Source organism: Halomonas sp. H10-9-1 (assembly GCF_040147005.1).
Classification (GTDB): Bacteria; Pseudomonadota; Gammaproteobacteria; order Pseudomonadales; family Halomonadaceae; genus Halomonas.
This window is the reverse complement of record NZ_JAMSHO010000001.1, coordinates 1131627-1150734: the sequence shown is the minus strand read 5'-3', so window position 1 is coordinate 1150734 and position 19108 is coordinate 1131627. Positions and strand designations below refer to the sequence as shown.

Genomic DNA, 19108 nt, shown 5'->3' with positions numbered 1-19108 from the left:
GTCCAGCGAGCGGTGAACTGTCAAGCGACATCAGAAACTGACCCCCTGGCGACAGTGAAATCTGACCCCCTTACCTGACGACCTGCTCGTGATGGTGGTTGGTATCGGGCTTGATCAGCCCGGCCTTGCGCTTGGCACGCAGTCGGTAACTGTCACCGCGGATGGTGATGACGTGACTGTGGTGCAGCAGTCGGTCGAGAATGGCCGTGGCCACCACGGCGTCACCGAACACCTCACCCCACTCGCTGACCGCCCGGTTGCTGGTGACCAGCAGACTGCCGCGTTCATAGCGCCGGGTGACCAACTGGAAGAACAGGTTGGCCGCCCCGGGTTCCAGCGGCAGGTAGCCCAGCTCGTCGATGATCAATAGCTTGGGCTTGGCGAAGTGCCTCAGCCGCTCCTCCAGGGCGCCATTGGCATAGGCCTGGACCAGTTGGGTGATCAGTGCCGTGGCGGTGGTGAACAGCACGGAGTAGCCAGCCTTGACCGCCTCCCGGCCCAGTGCCACGGCGAGATGGCTTTTGCCCACGCCCGGCGGGCCGAGCAGCAGCAGGGCGTCGCCGTTGGCGATCCAGCGCCCGCAGGCCAGCTCACGGATCTGACCGGGGTCGACGGCAGGCTGGGCGCTGAAGTCGAACCCTTCCAGAGTGCGCAGGAACGGGAAGCGGGCGATGCTCAGCCCCATCTGGATGCGCCGCTGCTCCTTATGGGCCACCTCCTGCTCGCACAGGTAGGCCAGCGTCTCGCGCAGGGTCAGCTCCCGGCGTGCGGCTTCGTCGAGCAGCGTGTCGAGCCGCTCGCGGATGGCGGTCAGCTTGAGACGCGTCAGCATGGCGTCCAGGCGCTCAGTCTCCGGCGTCGTCATCACCAGCCACCTCCCACCACGGCTTCGTACTCGGTCAGGTCGCGCTGCAGCGCGGCCGGCGGCAAGGTGGTCACGATCTCGCTGGACGCCACGACCTCCTCGGTGTCCGCCTTGGGTGATCGGTAGCCGACGATGCCCTGCAGATGCTCCGGCAGGCAGCGCACCTGGCGGCGCCCGCCCAGCTCCGGGTGGCGGGCCACCTCGCGGCCGGCGTGGTGCACCCGCAGTTCGCCGTCGGTCACGCTGACCTGGACAGGCTCACCGACCAGGCGCCAGGGCACGCTGTAGCGGTTGGTGTCGACCTCCACGGTGGCGTCGCGCTGAACCCGCCGGTTCAGCTCCCGGGCCTGCTCGAAGGGCGCCCGATCGTTGAGCGGTTGCAGGCTGGCCTGTTCGGCGATGAAGCGCACCGCCGGCAGCTCTCCGGTGGTGCCATGCACCCGCTGGTCGGCGATCTCGCGCATCCACCAGCTCAGGTGGGCCTCCAGCGCCGCCCAGGTGGCGAAGGTCCGGCCGGCGATGGCGTTACGCTTCACGTAGCCGACGCCACGCTCGTCCTTGCCCTTGGTGCGGGCGCGGTACGGCGCACAGGCCACCGGCCGGAACCCCCAGTAGCGGGCAAAGGCCGCCAGCCGCTCGTTGAACACGACTTCGCGGGTCGCCGCGTTGTGGTGATCGACCAGCGCCCGGGCGTTATCCAGCAGCACCTGCTCCGGAATCCCGCCAAAGTGGCGGAAGGCGCCTTCCAGGCCGGCGAACCACGCCGACTGCCGCTCGTGCCGGAAGGCGCGGACGTAGTGGCGGCGGGAGTAGCCCAGGGTGGCGACGAACAGGAAGACCTTGATCGACTCCCCATCGATGGTGATGTGGCGGCTGCCGAAGTCGATCTGCAGCTGCTTCCCGGGCGGCGTCTCGAACCTCACCGTGGCCTTGGCTTCGGCGGCCAGTGCCTGGCGGAACGGCGCGCAGGCGCGTTCCACCGTGCGCAGGCTGACCGTGATGCCGTGCTCTAGCTGCAGGTCCTGCAGGACCACGGCGGCGTTGCCGGCATGCTGCAGGAAGCGCGCCTTCAGCCATTCCTCCAGCCCTTCCAGCGACTTGCTGCGCTGCGGGCTCGCGTAGGGTGCCCAGCCGCCCTGGCGCAGGTAGCGTTTGACGGTGTTCCTGCTGACACCGAGTTCATCGGCGATGCGCTGAGTGCCCCAGCCACAGGCCTTCAGGCGCAGCATGGCGGCGACATCCTCTGGGCTCTGCATTGGTTCCCCTCGTACCTGAGTGTGGGGAACGTTATATCCGGGTTGCTGCATGAATGGACCCTCCTGGTGAGCTCACGGAGGGGTCAATTTTCCGTGTCGCCTGGGGGTCAGTTTTACGTGTCGCCTGACAGTGAACTCTACCGCCTTGAGCATGTAGAGCAGCCACTCCTGCCACTGCCCTTCGCGAGTCACGGCCAGCAGCAGGCGGTAGTAATCGGGCTTGTGGATCACGATATAGCGACTGAGGTAGAGAATCGGCAGTGATATCAGCCGCTGCTCGATCAGGTAGAGAATGTTCAACACCCTGCCCGTGCGCCCGTTACCGTCGGTAAAGGGGTGAATCGCCTCGAACTGGTAGTGGGCCACGGCCATCTTGACCAAGGGATCGACACCATCCTCTGCATGGAGATAGCGCTCCCAGTTCGCCAGCAGCTCACGCAGCGTGTCCTCCCCCATTGGCGGGGTATAGATCACCTCACCGGAGGCCTGGTTGACCAGGGTGGTGCCGGGCACCCGGCGAATCCCCATATCGACACCCTTGATGGTGCTGCAGATCTCCACCGCCGTATTGGTGCACAGAGGCCGCCTAGCCAGCTCACGATAACCATGGCTCAGCGCAGTGCGATAACGCAACGCCTCCTTGGTGGCAGGGTCGGCGTGGGTGCTTTCCTGGGCGAACTGAAAGAGCCTGTCGGCGGTAGTGACGATGTTCTCGATCTCGGAACTGTCACGCGCCTCCAGAAGAGGCAACAGGTTGATGAGCAGGCCCTGATTGGGCAGCAGCTCTCCCGCCTGCTTCAGCTCCGCCAGCGCGGCTCGAGCCGGAATGCAGGCCTTGAGCACAGCTGACGTCTCGAGCTCTTCGGCGGGCGGCAACGGCGACAAGCTGTTATGGGGATAATCGGGGCGCCAGCTCATGTTCACGTTTTCCAAAACAATCGACATGCCGTCAGCCTATGTCGATGGCATCGACAATTCCAGCCAACGTGTCGAAAAAAGTAATTTTTTTAAACATGTCTGATCAACATGTTTACCGCATCGACATATCACGGTGACGTGTTGAAAAAAACGCACTTCCTGACACTCCCCGCCCTACCGGGCGAGGGTTCCAAGGTCACCCTCAGAACTTTCCTGCTTCGACGCGCCTTCACTAGACGGCGGCTAGGCCGCCGTCCCCGCTCCGGTCGCTCCACAGGCTAACCCCCGCCAGCCCGGCGGTTCGGATATTCCTGGCCGCGTTGATGTCGCGGTCGATGGCCCGGCCACAGCCGTCACAGTGCCAATGGCGCCGCGACAGCGGCAGCTTTTCAACCTTGTGTCCGCAGCCGTGGCACAGCTTGCTGCTGGGCAGCCACTGGCTCACTTTCACCAGCTGACGCCCAGCCCACTCCGCCTTGTACTCAAGCTGGCGGATAAACTCGCCCCAGCCGGCATCACTGATGGCCTTGGCCAGGGAGTGGTTCTTGAGCATTCCGGTGATGTTTAGCGACTCGACACACAGCACTTGGTTTTCGTTGATCAGCGTGCGGGTCGCCTTGTGAATGGCGTCGCGGCGACAATCCGCGATCTTGGCATGCAGCCGTGCCACCTTGTGTCGCGCCTTGTCGCGGTTCTTCGAGCCCTTCTGTTTCCTGGCCAGACGGCGCTGGTGATAGGCCAGCTTGGCTTCATAATGTTTGAGGTGGCGCGGGTTACCGGATTTGTGGCCATCGCTGGTGATAAACAGATCGGTCAGGCCCAGGTCGATACCCACGGCCTTCGGTGAGACCGGCAACGCCTCGGGTGTGAACTCGCACAGGCAGCTGATGAAGTAGCGGCCAGCACGGTCCCGCGAGAGCGTGATGCTCGAGGGCGCACCGGGCAGCGGACGGCTCCAGCGGATCGGCAACGGTGCCTTTGTCTTGGCAATGGTGATCTCGCCATCTCGATAGCGAAAGGCCGCTTTGGTCAGTCGAATCGACTGACGGCGATCCTTACGCTTGAAGCGCGGATAGCGGGCGTTGAGCTTGGGGTTGAAGAAGTTGTCGAAGGCGGCTTTCTGATCCCGCAGCGTCTGCTGCAGGATCACGCTAGACACATCCTTCAACCAGGGATAGTCGGCCTTGAGGGCGACCAAACGCTTTTCCGCCGCTGAATGCGATATCGACTGCCCATGTTGACGATACGCCTCGGTGCGGTAGGCCAGCGTATTGTTCCAGACAAAACGCACGCAGCCGAACGACTGCGCCAGTAGCTCAGCTTGCTCGGGGGTGGGGTAGAACCGCTCTTTGTAGGCACGCTTTGTCATACTCCTGAATCCGTGATGCCGGCGTCGACACTTTCCCTATCGCCGTCAGCGAGCATTTTTTGACCTCCGATTCCGTCTCAACCGCCGAATGCATATCTGCCATGGCCAACCATAGCGGCATCGGCCGGCGACGATGACCCGTTTGCTCATGCATTGCTACCCGCCGGGTACGGTGATGCTGGCTGCCGGTGACCGTCAGCCCTCTGCGTGGTGCCTTTGTCCGACAGACGATCAGCATGGCGTGCCTCGGGGATAGCGCAGGCGGCTTCGCAAGGTGTTCAACACCGTCATGCGTCCGATGTCCTGCCCGAAGTCGAGGATGATCTGCCGCGCCTTGTGAATCACGAGCGCCGCACGATGCACCAGCTCTTGTAGCACGGTGCGGATCCGCCGCCGCTTGGCGGGATGGCGCACCGGGCTCAGCTCGCCGGTCATGCCCAGCTGCCCCATCAGCCGCAGGATGTTGTAGGCCAGCTGGGCGAGATGCAGGATCAGATCGTTGGTGGCGAACTTGCCCGACGGCAGCCGCTCCAGGTCGAGATCCGTCTTGATCTCGCTGTGGAATTGCTCGTGAGTGGCATGCGCCTGATAGCGCTTGATCACCGCCTCCGGCGCCTCGTCCAGGCTGGTCCACCAGCCTTCCAACTCATAGTCCGGTTCGAGCAGCAACTGGCCATCGCGATCGGCGGTGCGCTCGACCAGGCGCATCACGCGTTGGACGACGTATTCGGTCTTGTTGTCGTCGTGGATCGAGACGGTCTGCGTCCACAGCGCCTGGCGCTTGCCAGGACGCAGCTCTTCCCAGTAGTCCGCCGCCACAGCCAACCAGGTATCCTGATCGGCCGTGGCCGAGCCGCGCGGGTTCCATTTGACGACATAGTCGAGCCGGCGCCCCTCGTCGGCAAAGACCTGGCGCTGCTGTTCGAGAAGCGCCAGGTGCGCCTGGCTGTCGAAGCCGCTGTCCTCGCGTAACAGGATCGGTTGCTCGGTCAGGCCTTGGGCGCGAGGCAGTACCCGCTCCAGGAAGGCGTTGCTCTCCTTCATGGTGTGCTGCTTGCCAGGACGCAGTTCCAGACCCAGGCACCACCCTTCGTTGCCCAGATAGGCGGCGATCGGGGTGTAGCCATCGACCTTCTGGTAAGTCCGCGAGACGCCTTCCTTCTTCGAGTTGCTGTTGTCCATGACGAAGGTGTCGATGTCCAGGCAGACGTGCGTCGTCTCGGCGGTGATCGGTGCCTCGACCAGTGACAGCAGGGTCGTGGACCAGGTGGCGGTGCGCGCCTGCAGGTCGTTAGCGGCAAGTTTCTCCAGCCGCTGTCGCAGCGTCGCCGCGCTCGGCACCTTCTGCAGGGTCAGCAGTTGTTGGAAGGGCTTGTCGCGGCGGAAGTTCTCGACAGCGTCATAGTCGCTCATGCCCAGACACAGCAGGCCCAGGTAGCTCTTGATCACGTCACTGGTGCGCATGCCCAGCGTGGTGGGGAAGCGGCTGTCGATGCTGTCGACGCCAGCGATCTCGAAGCATTGCCCGATGATGGACAGCCCGGCGTGGCTGGTGAGGGTGCGGCGACTGGCGCGGAACTTGACGTTGGGCATGGCACTGTCTGGGTGAATGGCGATATTCGCTATATTGCCATGCAGTTCAGTAGGTTAGAAGCATTCCTGGGGGGCCGGTCTCACGGATTCAGGATACTGGAAAAATATCAGCTGTCGCCAGTCCTATCAACACAAGCACCGCGACGCGGTGCGCGCTTGTATCACCGCCCGAGTGGGCGATGCTTTACGCGCTGGCTTGGTAAACATGTCGTAGCAAGCCGCGGGCGTCGTGGTTCAGGAAGAGGGACCCGGCCATTGTCGGGCACCGCGAGATGACGCCGACGGCAGGCGCCTGCGTTCCGGGGAGCCGCTGGCCGAGGCGGCACGGTCGGTGGTGGCCACCGAGGCCTCGGCAGTACTGATTAACTGCTTGGTGCCCGAGGCAGTCACCATCGCGATGGACGAACTTGCCGACCTCGGCGTGCCGTTCGGTGGCTACGCCAATGCCTTTACCTCGGCCGCGGACCTTGCGCCCGGCGGAACGGTGGATGGCCTCAGCGCCGCCGTGGTTACCAGGGCAGCGCCTCGCCGCTGCTGTGCCAGAAGCCGCCGCTGGTCGCCAGGGTCAGCTCCTCGATGCGCCGGGCGATACCGGCGGCCGCTTCCTCGGCGCTGATCAGGCCGCCGAAGTTGACCATGCGGGTCTTGACGTAGCCGGGATGGAGCTGGGCCACGGCGATGCCGCGCGGCTTGAGGTCCACGGCCAGCGACTTGCCGAAGGCGTTGAGCGCCGCCTTGGAGGCACGATAGCCATAGCGTCCGCCGGAGTCGTTATCGGCGATGGAACCCATGCGGCTGGTGATGTTGGCGATCTTGGCGCCCTCCCCCAGGTTGTCGAGCAGCGCCTCGGTCACGCGCAGGGGCGCATAGGCGTTGATCTCCATCTGGGCGCGCAGGGAGTCGAAGTCGATCGCGCCCAACACCTCGTCCTGCAGCAGGCCGGCGTTGTTGATCAGCAGGTCCAGGCGGCGCCCCGCCAGCGCCTGCTTGAGCCGCGCCACGTCCTCGGCGCGGGTCACGTCGATCCCTTCGATCAGGGTCTCGGCCAGGTCGCGCAGCTCGGCGGCCTCGTCGCCGCCGCTGCGGCATACGCCGATCACTGCCCAGCCGGCGTCGTGGTAATGGCGGGCCAGGGCCAGGCCGACGCCGCGGTTGGCGCCGGTGATCAATACGGTGGAGGTCATCTCGACTCCTGGACAGGAAAATGAAGGTAACTCAATGGTGGGGGCCATGCCCCGAAGTTCAACCCGGGCCTTGCGCCTCGCTCAGGACGCGAGCGGTGCAAGGGCGATGATCTGCTCGCGCTGATCGCGCTTCTGCTCCTCGAGATCGGCACACCAGGCATCGCACTCCTGCCGGCGCCTGGGGGCATGGCGGGAAGCGGCGGCGAAGGCCTCGACCCAGGCCTGGCGAGTACACAGGTCCTGGAAGTCGCCGAGCAAGCCCTGGCGGCACTTCAGCCCTTTCAGCAGCCGGCGATGGCGCTTGGGATCCAGCTCGGCCAGGTAACGGATGCGCTTCACCCCCTTGCGCAGGTCATGGAAGGCCTCGTCGGGGCTGGCGACGCTGAGGGCGGCACGCTCGCGATCGTGTCCGGCGATGCGCTCGGCAAGCACCGTGTCGAGGCGCCGTGAATCCAGGCCACGCAGCGCCTGCCCCTCGAAGGTATAGAGGTCATCGTGAAGTTGTACCCGGTCAGCCACGCCAAGACCTGGCAGTACACGGTCCACCGCTTCCAGGGTCTGCAGGGTACGCCGGGCGCTACTGACGTGGATATCGCCCTCCAGTGCGCCCCACAGTTTCAAGGGGGCGGCCATCGCCTCGGCCTGATGCCTGCCTCGCCGCCGCAAGGGGCGCCGGTGATCGGCCTGGTCGGCACGTGACGACTTCGCCTTGGCGTGGCGCATCAGGTAGAGATGTCGCATGGACTCGCTCCGGACCCCGGTGTGTGGTGCCTAGCGTAGACCACTCCCGCCGTCACCACCTCGTCCCCGACGAGCCGGTGGACTACGACGCGCCCAGGCTGTAACGCCGGCCCCGTCACCGCGGGGCGCGGCGCGGCGATGGCCCTGCGGCCGACCCAAGGGTTAGACCGGGTTGGCGGCAAGCTCCCCGTCGTTATCCATCACCACTCCGTCACGACCACCACGCTTGGCGCGGTAGCTGGCGGCATCGGCGCGATCGAGGATGGCAGCGATGGCCTCATCGCCCGGCTGCAGAAGGCTCACGCCAATGCTTGCCGTGACGTGCCATCGCCTTCCCTGGTGCTCGACCGGGCGAGAGCCGATGCGCTTGCGCAACACCTCGGCGATGATCTTCGCCTGTTCGGCGCTGCAGCCGCTCAGCAGCACGGCAAACTCATCACCCCCTTGGCGAGCGGCATAGTCGCTGCTGCGCACCACACTGCGCACCGTGTCCGCCACTTGCTGCAGCATGCGATCGCCCAGGGCGTGCCCGCCCTGGTCGTTGATCGGCTTGAAGTGGTCGAGGTCGAAGAGCAGCACCGCGGTCGGCGTGCCAGCCTTCTGGAAGGCGACCAGGGCCTCCTCCAGGCGCCGTATCAGTCCTCGCCGATTGAGTAGCCCCGTCAAGGGGTCATGCTCGGCCTCCCAACGGCGCAGCGCGTCTTCATGACGGTGCTGCGTGATGTCGCGAACCACCCCGACGATACCGATGAACTCGCCCTCGACACGAACCGCGCCACCATGCACGTCAAACCAGCGCGGATGCCCTTCGGCATCCAGGAAGCGGAACTGACGCATGAAATCGCGCCGCTGGGCGAGACTCATGCGCCAGGCCTCGCGTACCGCGGGGCGATCCTCGGCATCAATACGCTCGCTCCAGGTATCAAGGTCGAGTGGCCCATCGATCCCCAGGAGCGTGTAGAGGGCATCATTGATAAACGTCACCTGGCCGTGCTGGTCCGTCACGAACATCCCCTGAGGCGAAGCGGCAAGAATGCCTCTCAGCATCGCCTCGCGTTCCGTCAGGTCGCGCAGATTGACCAGCCGCGCATGCTCGGTCTCGTTGATCACGTCGATCACCCGGCGCAGCTCGGGCATGCGCGTGGGAATCTCCAGCAGCTGACGCTGCTCGCCCTGCAGTTCGCGAACCTGCTCGGCCAGCCGGGTCAAGGGACGCAGCGTCAGCCAGATCAAGCCACCCACCAGGGGCAGGACCAGCAACAGGGTTCCCCAGGCGTACAAGATGATGCGCCGCATACCGGCCACGAGCGGCGCCTCCGCCTGCGACTCCGGCAGATGGACACCCACGATCCAGTCGGCCGGCCAGATCTGGCGATACGCCACCAGTTGGGTGTCACCGCTCGCCGCCTTGCCCACGCTCTCCCCCTCCCAACCATAGAGGGCCTGCTCGAGCGCCGGCGAGAGGTCATCCGCGAGAGTGACGATGGACTGCCGCTGGTTGGGGTGATAGAGCTGCTGGCCGCCAGCCGTGGTGATGGTGACGTAGCCGCTATCGCCCAGCCGCAGACGGTGGAAGCTCTTGAAGAGTCGACTCTCCCTGATATTGACCAGGCCGCCCAAGAAGCCGATATAACGGCCCTCTGCGTCATGCAACGGAACCAGCATCATCACCAGGGGCAAGCCGCTGACCCGCCCCATGAAGGGCTCGCTGACATAGGGGCGCCGGAAGGCGTGCATGAAACGCGCATAGTCCCGGTCGGAGACAGTGACACCCACGCGGCCTTCGCCCGCTGGCCAGGCATCGACGATCCGGCTGTCGCGATTGGAAAGGATCAAGCCCTCGAAGAGCGGAGCCAGTGAGTGGGCATGCTGGGCGTCAAGAGCCCCCTCACGGGGCTCGGGAATCTGCTGCGCCAGATGCTCCAGCTCGTCCAGGCGTTCATTGACCTGGTCCGCGATGGCATTGCTGATCAGCTCGGCTTCATAGCGGAGATGCTGGTGGTTCGTTTCATCCACCAGGAGACGCCCCGCCTGCCAGCTCAGGGTGAGAAGGGTCACGCACAGCAGCCCCCACAGCACCGCGGCACCGACCAACAGGCGTCCCCTCAGGGTTGCCAGGGGAAAGGTCAAGGGGCGCGTCAGCAGGCCAAGAAACCGCGGGCCGACACCATGCCCCTTTGCATTAGAATTTGATGTCATTAGCGACATGCTGCACGAGAATGCCGCCAACTGCCAGGGTCGGCCACAGAGTCGGCCCTCTGCCGGTAACCCTGGCGCCACCGGCGACGCCAAGGCTCAGAGGGCGGCCGGGCCGGCGGGCACGATGCCGCTGGGGTTCAGCGTCTTGATCGAGTAGTAGCCGGCCTTGATGTGGTCGAGGTTCACGGTCTCGGCGATGCCCGCAAGCGCCAGGATGCGGTGCAGGTAGGCGTGCAACGCCGGCATCTCGGCCAGGGTGTTGCGGTTGCACTTGAAGAGCCCATGGTAGGCCGCATCGAAACGCACCAGGGTCACGAACAGCCGGATATCGCTCTCGGTCAACGCATCACCGAACAGATAGCGCCGGCCATCGGCGAGCCGCGCCTCGAGTTCGTCGAGCTTGGCGAAGACCTTGGCATAGGCCTCGTCATAGGCCTGCTGGCTGGAGGCGAAGCCGGCCTGGTAGACGCCGTTGTTGAGGTCGGTGTAGATCTCGCGGTTGAGCACGTCGATCTCCGCGGCCAGATGGTCCGGGTAGAGGTTCGGCCCCCGGTCCACCAGGTGCGAGAAGGCGGTGTTGAGCATGCGCAGGATATCGGCGGACTCGTTGTTGACGATGGTGCCGGTCTGCTTGTCCCACAGCACCGGCACGGTGGCCCGGCCGGAGACCTTTGGGTCGGCGCGGGTGTAGAGCTCATGCATATAGCGCGCGCCGTTGAGGCTATCCTCGTCGGCACCGGGGAAGCCGCCGAACTGCCAGCCCTGGTCGGTGAGCCGCGGGTTGACCACGGTCACGCCGATCAGCGCCTCCAGCCCCTTGAGCCGGCGCGCCATCAGGGTGCGCGAGGCCCAGGGGCAGATGTAGGCCACGTAGAGGTGATAGCGACCCGGCTCGGCCTTGAAGCCGCCGATGCCGGTGGGGCCGGGGGCACCGTCGGGGGTGATCCAGTTCCTGAAGGTCGAGGTCTGGCGAATGAAGCGCCCCTCGTCGTCCTTCGCCTGGACCGGTTGCCAGTTCTCTTGCCAGATGCCGTTGACCAGCATGTTGCGTTCTCCTGTTCATGGGGCACCCTCCGTCGTGGGAGGGTGTCCGTTGTGTCGTCTTCGTCGGGCTTAGCAAAAATCCGCGTAAACCCTCGCCCACTCGGGCGGGGATACAAGCGGGCAGCGCGATAGCGCTGCTGGGTTTGCGGCATGGGGCCCGGCGGCATAAGCTGTACATACATCCATGCATCAATGGCGCGCCATGCTGAAGGCTACCAAGGTACGACTCTACCCCACGACCGAGCAGACGGCATTTCTGAACCGCCAGTTCGGCGCGGTGCGCTTCGTCTATAACACCGGCCTTCGCATCATGTCCCATCGCTACCAGCGCCACGGCCAGTCGTTGAGCGCCAAGCACGACATCAAAAAGCTGCTCCCGGTGGCCAAGAAATCCCGTCAGTATGGCTGGCTGAAAGAGGCCGACGCCATCGCCCTCCAGCAGGCGTGCCTCAACCTCGATCATGCCTTCCAGCGCTTCTTCGACCCCGCGCAGAAAGCCGGCTATCCGCGCTTCAAGAGCAAGCGGGGCAAGCAGTCCAGCTATCACTGCGTCGGCGTCAAGGCCGGCGACGACTGGATCAAGGTGCCCAAGCTCGGGCCGATCAAGGCCAGGATGCATCGCCAGGTCGAGGGCAGGCTGAAAAGCATCACCCTGACCCGTACCGTCACCGGCAAGCACTACGCCTCGTTGCTGTTTGACACTGAGCAGGCTGCCCCGGCACCGCTGAAGGATGTTGACGCCGCTAAGGTCGTGGGCCTCGATATGGGGCTGTCGCATCTGGCCATTGACTCCACCGGCCGCAAGATCGCCAATCCGCACTTCCTCAAGCAGGCGCAGCAAAATCTCAAGCGCAAGCAGCAGGCGTTGTCCCGCACGAAGAAGGGCAGCGCCAATCGGGCCAAGGCACGGTTACTCGTCGCCAAGGCGCACGAGCGGCTAGCGAATGCCCGCAACGACTTCCAGCACAAGCTCTCTCGACAGATCGTTGACGATAACCAAGCGGTGATCGTCGAGACGCTGAAGGTCAGCAACATGATGAAAAACACCTGCCTCGCCAAGCACATCGGCGATGCGTCCTGGCATGCCTTGATGACCAAGCTGGACTACAAGGCCAGGGAGCAGGGCAAGCATCTGGTCAAGATCGACCCGTGGTTTGCCAGCTCCAAGACCTGCCATGTCTGTCAACACAAGGTGGACGCCATGCCGTTAAACATCCGGTCGTGGGAGTGCCCTGCCTGCCATACCCTCCACGACCGGGACATTAACGCGGCGCTGAATATCAAGCATCAAGGCATAGTGAAGTTGAAGGCGGAAGGGCTGTCCGTCTCTGCCCATGGAGGCTTGCGTAAGTCCGGCATGTCGCCGGTTGCTGCCTGAGAAGTGGGAAGCCTCGCCCGCTAGGGCGGGGAGCAGTCACATCCGCTTTGCCACCAGGCCGTCCAGCGAGAAGCGGCCAGCCCCCTGCAGCGCCAGGGCCACGCTGGCGGCCAGCAGGGCGAGGACGAACTCGTAGCCGTTATTGGCCATGAACAGGCCGTTGCCGACATGTACGCTGAAGATGGCCACCAGCATGGTGAAGGCGGCGACCAGCGCCGCGGGGCGGGTCAGCAGCCCGAGCAGCAGCGCCAGGCCACCGAAGAACTCGGCGCCGCCGGCCAGCAGCGCCATCAGCAGGCCGGGCGCCAGGCCAATGCTCTCCAGCCACTGGGCGGTGCCCGCAAGGCCGTAGCCGCCGAACCAGCCGAACAGCTTCTGGGCGCCGTGGGCGGCGAGGATCACGCCGATCGGCACGCGCAGGGCCAGGGCGCCGTAACCGCCGGTGGTGTCGAACAGGGTCTTCATCGCTTGGGTCTGCATCGTTTGGGGCTGCATCGCTTGGGGCTGCATGGTGTCGTCCTCATCTGGGTATCGGGGGAGAGCCGAGGCGCCGGGTGGCCTCGAGCGATGAGGCAACTTTACTATCGCCCAATGAGTGGAATAAGGGCGCTAGCGTTGCATGATTATCTACGCCATGTTGATAATGATCGATTATTCCCTTCAGGAGCCCCGCCATGGACCGTCTCGATGCCATGCGTGCCTTCGTCACCGTGGTCGCCGAGGGGAGCTTCACCCGGGCGGCCGAGCGCCTGGCGCTCTCCCCGCAGCTGGTCAGCAAGTACGTCTCACAACTAGAAGAGCACCTGGGTGCGCGCCTGCTCAACCGCACCACCCGCCGGCTCCACCTGACCGAGGCCGGTGCCGCCTATCGCCAGCGCGCCGAGCAGGTGCTGGCCGAGATCGACGACATGGAAAGCGCGCTCGGCGAGCTACAGGGCCAGGCCCGCGGTCGGCTGCGCATCAGCGCCCCGGTGTCGTTCGCCATCCACCACCTGGCGCCGCTGATCAACGACTTCCAGCGGGCGCACCCCGCCGTGGGCATCGACCTGCAACTCAACGACCGCAAGGTGGACATCCTCGAGGAGGGGTTCGATATCGCGCTGCGCATCGGGCGCCTGAAGAGCTCGTCGCTGATCGCCAAGCGCATCGCGCCGGTGCGCCTGCTGCTGTGCGCCTCGCCGGGCTACCTGAAGGAGCATGGCACTCCCCAGCGGCCCCGGGACCTCACCGCGCATCGCTTCCTGCGCTACCGTTACATGGAGGAGAATCAGGAACCACTGCTGAAGTGGCTGCCGCGCAGCGGCGAAGGCGGGAGAGAGGGAAGCGGGCTGACCAGCAACAACGGCGATGTGCTGGTGGAGGCCGCCATGGGCGGGGCCGGCATCGCCCTGCAGCCGACCTTCCTGACCGGCGACGCCATCCGCCAGGGACGGCTCGCCATCGTCCTGCCCGAGCATGAGCCCGAACCGCTCGGGCTCTATGCGGTGTACGCCCACCGCCAGCTGCTGGCCAGCAAGGTGCGCCACTTCGTGGAGTTCCTGGAGGGGTACTTCGGCGACCCGCCCTACTGGGATCGCTTCTGAGGCGCGGCCACCCCCGAGAGATCGACGCCCAGGCCGGTGATCATGCCCACCCCCGCTCTTGCCATCACGCGCACGCCGCCGTGGCCAGGCGCTCGCCTCGTGCGACGGGTGGTGGAGCTCACACCCTGAGCTCCAGACGCGCAAAGGCCGGTGCCAGGGCCTCGATCAGCGCTTCCAGTTCGCCGAGGGGCGGGGCGCCAGGCACCGGGCGGGCGTAGGCGGGGTCGAGGCAGCGGCCGGCTCGGGCCACCTGAAGGGCGTAGCGCTGCACACCTCGCTCGGCGAGGTCGCGGGCCAGACGGCGCAGGCTCTCCAGGTCGAGATCGCGCCAGTGAACGGTGGTACGGCACTCGAAGTCGATACCGCTTCTCAGCAACAGCTCGAGGCTCTCGGCATGGGCGGCGGCCAGGCCGGGGCGGCCAACGATGGCATCGAAGCGCGCCGCCGGGCCCTTCACGTCCAACCCCACCCACTCCAGGTGCGGCAGCGTCTGGGCCAGGCGCCGCGGGTAGACCCCGGCGGTATGCAGCCCCGCCTTGAAGCCGAGCGCACGAGCCCGGGCGGCGGCAACGGGCAAGTCGGCATGCAGGGTCGGCTCGCCGCCGCTGAAGACGATGCCGTCGAGCAGCCCCCGGCGCCTGGCCAGGAAGGCCTCCACCTCGGCCCACTCGCCGGTCTCGGCGCCGCGCGGCTCGAGCATCCCGGGGTTGTGGCAATAGCCGCAGCGCAGCGGGCAGCCCTGCAGGAACACCACACAGGCCAGGTGGTCCGGGTAGTCCAGGGTGGTCATGGGGGTGAGGCCGGCCACGGGCAGCCGCGGCCGGTGAGATTCAGGATGGGGCATGGCGGTCATCCGGCCGAGCGCCCGCCCCCTTTCGTTCTAGAGGGAAGCGTTCTAGAGGGAAGCGCTCTGGAGAGATGCGCTCTGGAGGGAGGCGCTCGGCGTGGCGGTGGGTCAGGAGGTGGCGGCCTGCTCGCTGAAGTGGCGGCGCTCGCGGTGCTCGGACTGCTTGCCGCGGTTGAACTGGCTGACGGGGCGGTGATAGCCCATCACCCGGGTCCAGACCTCGCAGCGCTGGCGCTCTTCGCTGGGCAGGCTCTCGATGCTATGACGCATGGGATGCTCCTTTTCAGGTTGGTGGTATTGCGGGGAAAGGCCTCAGGCCGTGGCGTCGGCCTGGGCGCGTTTTGCCAGAAGGGCGTCGTCGCACTTCGGGCAGAACTCATGTTCGCCAGCCAGGTAGCCGTGCACCGGGCAGATCGAGAAGGTCGGCGTCACGGTGAGATAGGGCAGGCGAAAGCGGGAGAGCGCGGCCTGCACCAGCTTGCGGCAGGCCGCCGGCGAGGAGAGCCGCTCCCCCATGTAGAGGTGCAGTACGGTGCCGCCGGTGTAGCGGGTCTGCAGCGGATCCTGGTGCAGCAGCGCCTCGAAGGGGTCGTCGGTATAGCCCACCGGCAGTTGGCTGGAGTTGGTGTAGTAGGGAGAGTCCGGCGTGCCCGCCTGGAGGATGGCGGGGTAGCGCTTCTGGTCCTCCTTGGCGAAGCGGTAGGTGGTGCCCTCCGCCGGGGTCGCCTCCAGGTTGTAGAGGTGGCCGGTGGCCGCCTGGAACTCGCGCATCCGCTCGCGCACATGCTCCAGCAGCTCGATGGCCAGCCGCTGCCCCTCGGGGCTGGCGATATCGAAGCGGTCCTCGAAGAAGTTGCGCACCATCTCGTTGAGGCCGTTCACCCCCAGGGTGGAGAAATGGTTGCGCAGGGTGCCCAGATAGCGACGGCTGTAGGGGTAGAGGCCGTCGTCCATCCACTGCTGGATGCAGCCGCGCTTGATCTCCAGGCTGTCGCGGCCGAGCGCAAGCAGCCGGTCCAGCTCCTCGAAGAGCCCCGTGCGATCGCCGGCGAAGCGATACCCCAGGCGCGCGCAGTTGATGGTCACCACGCCGAGCGAGCCGGTCTGCTCGGCGCTGCCGAACAGGCCGTTGCCGCGCTTGAGCAGCTCGCTGAGATCGAGCTGCAGCCGGCAGCACATGGAGCGCACCATGTGCGGCTCCAGGTCCGAGTTGAGGAAGTTCTGGAAGTAGGGCAGCCCGTACTTGGCGGTGAGCGCGAAGAGCCGCTCGGCGTTGTCGCTCTCCCAGGGGAAGTCCGGGGTGATGTTGTAGGTGGGGATCGGGAAGGTGAACACCCGCCCCTGGCAGTCGCCCTCCTCCATCACCTCCAGGTAGGCGCGGTTGAGCAGGTCCATCTCGGCCTGCAGCTCGCCGTAGGTGAAGGGCTGCTCCGCGCCGCCGATGATCGGCACCTGATCGCACAGGTCCGCCGGGCAGGTCCAGTCGAAGGTGAGGTTGGTGAAGGGGGTCTGACTGCCCCAGCGCGACGGCACGTTGAGGTTGTAGATGAACTCCTGCACCGCCTGCTTCACCGCCGGGTAGTCGAGGGCGTCGTGGCGCACGAAGGGGGCGAGATAGGTATCGAAGGAGCTGAACGCCTGGGCGCCGGCCCACTCGTTCTGCAGGGTGCCGAGGAAGTTGACCATCTGCCCCAGGGCGCTGGTGAGGTGCCGGGGCGGCGCGCTCTCCGCCCGGCCCGGCACGCCGTTGAAGCCCTCGATCAGAAGCTGGCGCAGCGACCAGCCAGCGCAGTAGCCGCTGAGCATGTCCAGGTCGTGGATATGCAGGTCGCCCTCCCGGTGGGCCTCGCCTACCGCGGCGGGATAGACTTCATCCAGCCAGTAGTTGGCGATCAGCTTGCCCGAGGCGTTGAGGATCAGCCCGCCCAGGGAGTAGCCCTGGTTGGCGTTGGCGTTGACGCGCCAGTCGGCGCGCTGCAGGTATTCGTTGACCGTCGAGGCGACGTTGACGGCGCCGGTCGGCTGGCGTTGCATGGGTGTTCCTTCACTGGCCGATTATCCATATATGGTGTCTGTTAAATTTTCAAACACCATATGTTGTGCCAAGGAAGGATAGACACTCGGACGGAGCAGGAACATGATCCAGGTCAGGAAAGGGACGAAGGAGGGATCAGCATGCATATGGGGATTCTCACGCTGCACATCTCGCTGCCCGGCTGCCGCTCGCTGAAGGAGAAGCGCCAGCGCATGGGTGGCCTCCACGAACGCTTCGGGCGCAACCCGGCGGTGGCGGTCTGCGAGAGCGGCGAACACGACCGGCTGGAGGCGAGCGAGTGGACCTTCGTGGCGGTGGCCAACGAGGGCCCCAGGGTGGAGGCGCTGCTCGCAGATATCGAGGACAAGGTCCAGCGCAGCGTGGACGGCCGGGTGATGGAGGCGACCCGGGAGCTCCTGTAACGGCGAGCCGCCATGCGGCCGCCGCCCTTACCGTCCCGCGTGCCCACCCGCCGCCCCGTGACCGATGCGGGTGACAACCATCTTGCCGAATCGGCTCTCGCGCCCTATGGTCGAAGCCCCCAACCCGCCCCCAGGGCAGAGAGGAGACCCGCATGCCAGCTCCCGCCTCGCACACGTCGCGCAGCCTGCTGATCACCGGCTGCTCCAGCGGGATCGGGCACGCTGCGGCCCACGCCATGGCAGAGCGTGGCTGGCGGGTCTTCGCCACCGCCAGGCGCGAGGCGGACGTGGCCCGGCTGCGGGAGGAGGGCCTGGAGGCGCTGGCGCTGGACCTGGACAGCAGCGCCTCCATCGAGGCAGCGGTCGCTGAGGTGGCAGAGCGCACCGGCGGCCGCCTGACAGCGCTGTTCAACAACGGCGCCTACGGCCAGCCCGGTGCGGTGGAGGACCTCTCCCGGGAGGTGCTGAGGCAGCAGCTCGAGACCAACCTGCTCGGCACCCACGAGCTCACCACCCGGGTACTGCCGATGATGCGCGCCCAGGGGCACGGGCGCATCGTGCACAACAGCTCGGTGCTGGGGTTCGCCGCCCTGCCCTACCGTGGTGCCTACGTCTGTTCCAAGTTCGCCCTCGAAGGCCTCACCGACACCCTGCGCCAGGAGCTCGCCGGCAGCGGCATCCACGTCAGCCTGATCCAGCCCGGCCCCATCACCAGTCGCTTCCGCGAGAACGCGCACCGCGCCTTCCGGGCCAACATCGACCCCGAGCACAGCGCCCACGCCGAGACCTACCACAAGGTGGAGGCGCGCCTGGCCAGCCAGGACGGCAAGGGCCCCTTCACCCTGGGCCCCGAGGCGGTGGTGGCCAAGCTGATCCACGCCCTGGAGCACCCGCGACCCAGGCCCCGCTACGCGGTGACCCTGCCCACCCACCTCTTCGCCGCCCTCCGGCGGGTACTCAGCACCCGCGGCATGGACCGGGTGCTGCTGCGCGCGACGCGTGATGAACGGGAATGAATGCCCGGGCAATCCGCCACGCTGAGCATGCCTTGCCGCACAACCATGATGCGCATACGCTATACGCATCGCCCATCTCGACGAGAGATCGCAGCATGTCGCCACTCTTCGACGTCACGGCACCCAAGAAGGCCACCAATGTCAGCATCAACAGCGACCTGCTCCAACGCGCAAGGCAACTGGGGATCAACCTCTCGGCCACCTTCGAGAGGGCGCTGACAGAAACGGTGCGTACCGAACAGCAGGAACAGTGGAGGCGGGAAAATGCCACGGCCATCCAAGCCTACAATCGGACCGTGGAAGATCACGGCACCTTCGGCGATGGCGAACGGCAGTTCTGATGGCCCAGTTCCACGCCTACGAGAACCGGAATCCAGCCTCGCGGCATCGTTACCCCTACCTTCTCGATATACAGAGCAACCTGCTCGGCGAGCTCCGCACCACCGTGGTCGTGCCACTCAGCCCTGCGGCTCAAGCCGAAAGCCTGCAAATCTCCCACCTGAACCCCAGTATCGAGATCGACGACGAACGCTATATCGCCTTGACGCAGGAGCTCGCCGGGATGGAAAGGAAGCGTCTCGGTAAGGCGGTACATGATCTCGGCCGGTATCGTGACCAGATCATCGCCGCCGTCGATTTCCTGGTGACGGGCATCTGA

18 protein-coding genes and 1 pseudogene are annotated in these 19108 nt (G+C 65.7%); 7 read left to right on the top strand and 12 right to left on the bottom strand.

Features of this window, described 5'->3' with window-relative positions:
• Positions 1-70 precede the first annotated feature (70 nt).
• The 5 genes from istB to NFH66_RS05160 all read right to left on the bottom strand — a co-directional run bounded on the left by istB (position 71) and on the right by NFH66_RS05160 (position 6001).
• Entirely contained in the window at positions 71-865 is a 795-nt protein-coding gene (gene istB / locus NFH66_RS05180) for an IS21-like element helper ATPase IstB (protein WP_349608874.1), read from the bottom strand.
• Positions 865-2172: an IS21 family transposase gene (gene istA, locus NFH66_RS05175; protein WP_502878636.1), complete on the bottom strand. Its 1308-nt coding sequence runs from the start codon at positions 2170-2172 to the stop codon at positions 865-867. Before istA ends, istB begins: the two co-directional genes overlap by 1 nt.
• A gap of 21 nt (positions 2173-2193) precedes the next feature.
• Complete coding sequence (locus NFH66_RS05170; protein ID WP_349608871.1) at positions 2194-3039, bottom strand: Fic family protein; 846 nt, start codon at positions 3037-3039, stop codon at positions 2194-2196.
• Positions 3040-3271: 232 nt separating this feature from the next.
• The gene (locus NFH66_RS05165; protein ID WP_349608870.1) at positions 3272-4408 is read right to left on the bottom strand and encodes an RNA-guided endonuclease InsQ/TnpB family protein; all 1137 of its coding nucleotides are present in this window, start codon (positions 4406-4408) and stop codon (positions 3272-3274) included.
• Positions 4409-4639: 231 nt separating this feature from the next.
• Positions 4640-6001 (bottom strand): IS1380 family transposase, encoded by a 1362-nt coding sequence (locus NFH66_RS05160; protein ID WP_349608869.1) that lies wholly within the window; start codon positions 5999-6001, stop codon positions 4640-4642.
• Positions 6002-6230: 229 nt separating this feature from the next.
• Here NFH66_RS05160 and NFH66_RS17735 point away from each other — a divergent pair, with 229 nt between their 5' ends.
• On the top strand, positions 6231-6617 hold the full coding sequence (locus NFH66_RS17735; protein ID WP_502878635.1) for a homocysteine S-methyltransferase family protein: 387 nt from the start codon (positions 6231-6233) through the stop codon (positions 6615-6617).
• On the opposite strand, the gene NFH66_RS05155 is transcribed toward NFH66_RS17735, so the two are convergent.
• The 4 genes from NFH66_RS05155 to NFH66_RS05140 form a co-directional block, all read right to left on the bottom strand.
• The gene (locus NFH66_RS05155) at positions 6511-7185 is read right to left on the bottom strand and encodes an SDR family oxidoreductase (protein ID WP_349608868.1); all 675 of its coding nucleotides are present in this window, start codon (positions 7183-7185) and stop codon (positions 6511-6513) included. The genes NFH66_RS17735 and NFH66_RS05155 overlap by 107 nt on opposite strands.
• Before the next feature lie 81 nt (positions 7186-7266).
• A complete protein-coding gene (locus tag NFH66_RS05150) occupies positions 7267-7926 on the bottom strand; it encodes a CHAD domain-containing protein (protein WP_349608867.1) in 660 nt (219 codons plus the stop codon).
• A 162-nt stretch (positions 7927-8088) separates the two neighbouring features.
• Entirely contained in the window at positions 8089-10056 is a 1968-nt protein-coding gene (locus NFH66_RS05145) for a sensor domain-containing diguanylate cyclase (protein ID WP_349608866.1), read from the bottom strand.
• A gap of 165 nt (positions 10057-10221) precedes the next feature.
• Entirely contained in the window at positions 10222-11169 is a 948-nt protein-coding gene (locus tag NFH66_RS05140) for a glutathione S-transferase family protein (protein WP_349608865.1), read from the bottom strand.
• 202 nt (positions 11170-11371) lie between these two features.
• Between NFH66_RS05140 and NFH66_RS05135 the strand changes: the two genes are divergently transcribed.
• Entirely contained in the window at positions 11372-12547 is a 1176-nt protein-coding gene (locus NFH66_RS05135) for an RNA-guided endonuclease InsQ/TnpB family protein (protein WP_349608864.1), read from the top strand.
• Between the two features lie 36 nt (positions 12548-12583).
• On the opposite strand, the gene NFH66_RS05130 is transcribed toward NFH66_RS05135, so the two are convergent.
• Positions 12584-13027: a DoxX family protein gene (locus NFH66_RS05130; RefSeq protein ID WP_349611664.1), complete on the bottom strand. Its 444-nt coding sequence runs from the start codon at positions 13025-13027 to the stop codon at positions 12584-12586.
• A gap of 194 nt (positions 13028-13221) precedes the next feature.
• Between NFH66_RS05130 and NFH66_RS05125 the strand changes: the two genes are divergently transcribed.
• Positions 13222-14130 (top strand): LysR family transcriptional regulator, encoded by a 909-nt coding sequence (locus NFH66_RS05125; protein WP_349608863.1) that lies wholly within the window; start codon positions 13222-13224, stop codon positions 14128-14130.
• A 118-nt stretch (positions 14131-14248) separates the two neighbouring features.
• Here NFH66_RS05125 and NFH66_RS05120 read toward each other — a convergent pair whose 3' ends face one another.
• Both NFH66_RS05120 and NFH66_RS05110 read right to left on the bottom strand, forming a co-directional pair.
• Positions 14249-14974, bottom strand: a complete 726-nt coding sequence (locus tag NFH66_RS05120) for an anaerobic ribonucleoside-triphosphate reductase activating protein (protein ID WP_349608862.1) — start codon at positions 14972-14974, stop codon at positions 14249-14251.
• 111 nt (positions 14975-15085) lie between these two features.
• Positions 15086-17011 (bottom strand): annotated as a pseudogene (locus NFH66_RS05110) (ribonucleoside triphosphate reductase).
• 141 nt (positions 17012-17152) lie between these two features.
• On the opposite strand from NFH66_RS05110, the gene NFH66_RS05105 reads away from it, so the two are divergent.
• From NFH66_RS05105 to NFH66_RS05090, 4 genes are all read left to right on the top strand, one after another.
• Positions 17153-17434, top strand: a complete 282-nt coding sequence (locus NFH66_RS05105) for a DUF503 domain-containing protein (protein ID WP_349608857.1) — start codon at positions 17153-17155, stop codon at positions 17432-17434.
• Positions 17435-17586: 152 nt separating this feature from the next.
• Positions 17587-18450: an SDR family oxidoreductase gene (locus NFH66_RS05100; protein ID WP_349608855.1), complete on the top strand. Its 864-nt coding sequence runs from the start codon at positions 17587-17589 to the stop codon at positions 18448-18450.
• Between the two features lie 95 nt (positions 18451-18545).
• A complete protein-coding gene (locus NFH66_RS05095) occupies positions 18546-18791 on the top strand; it encodes a type II toxin-antitoxin system CcdA family antitoxin (protein WP_349608854.1) in 246 nt (81 codons plus the stop codon).
• Positions 18791-19108 (top strand): CcdB family protein, encoded by a 318-nt coding sequence (locus tag NFH66_RS05090; RefSeq protein WP_349608853.1) that lies wholly within the window; start codon positions 18791-18793, stop codon positions 19106-19108. Before NFH66_RS05095 ends, NFH66_RS05090 begins: the two co-directional genes overlap by 1 nt.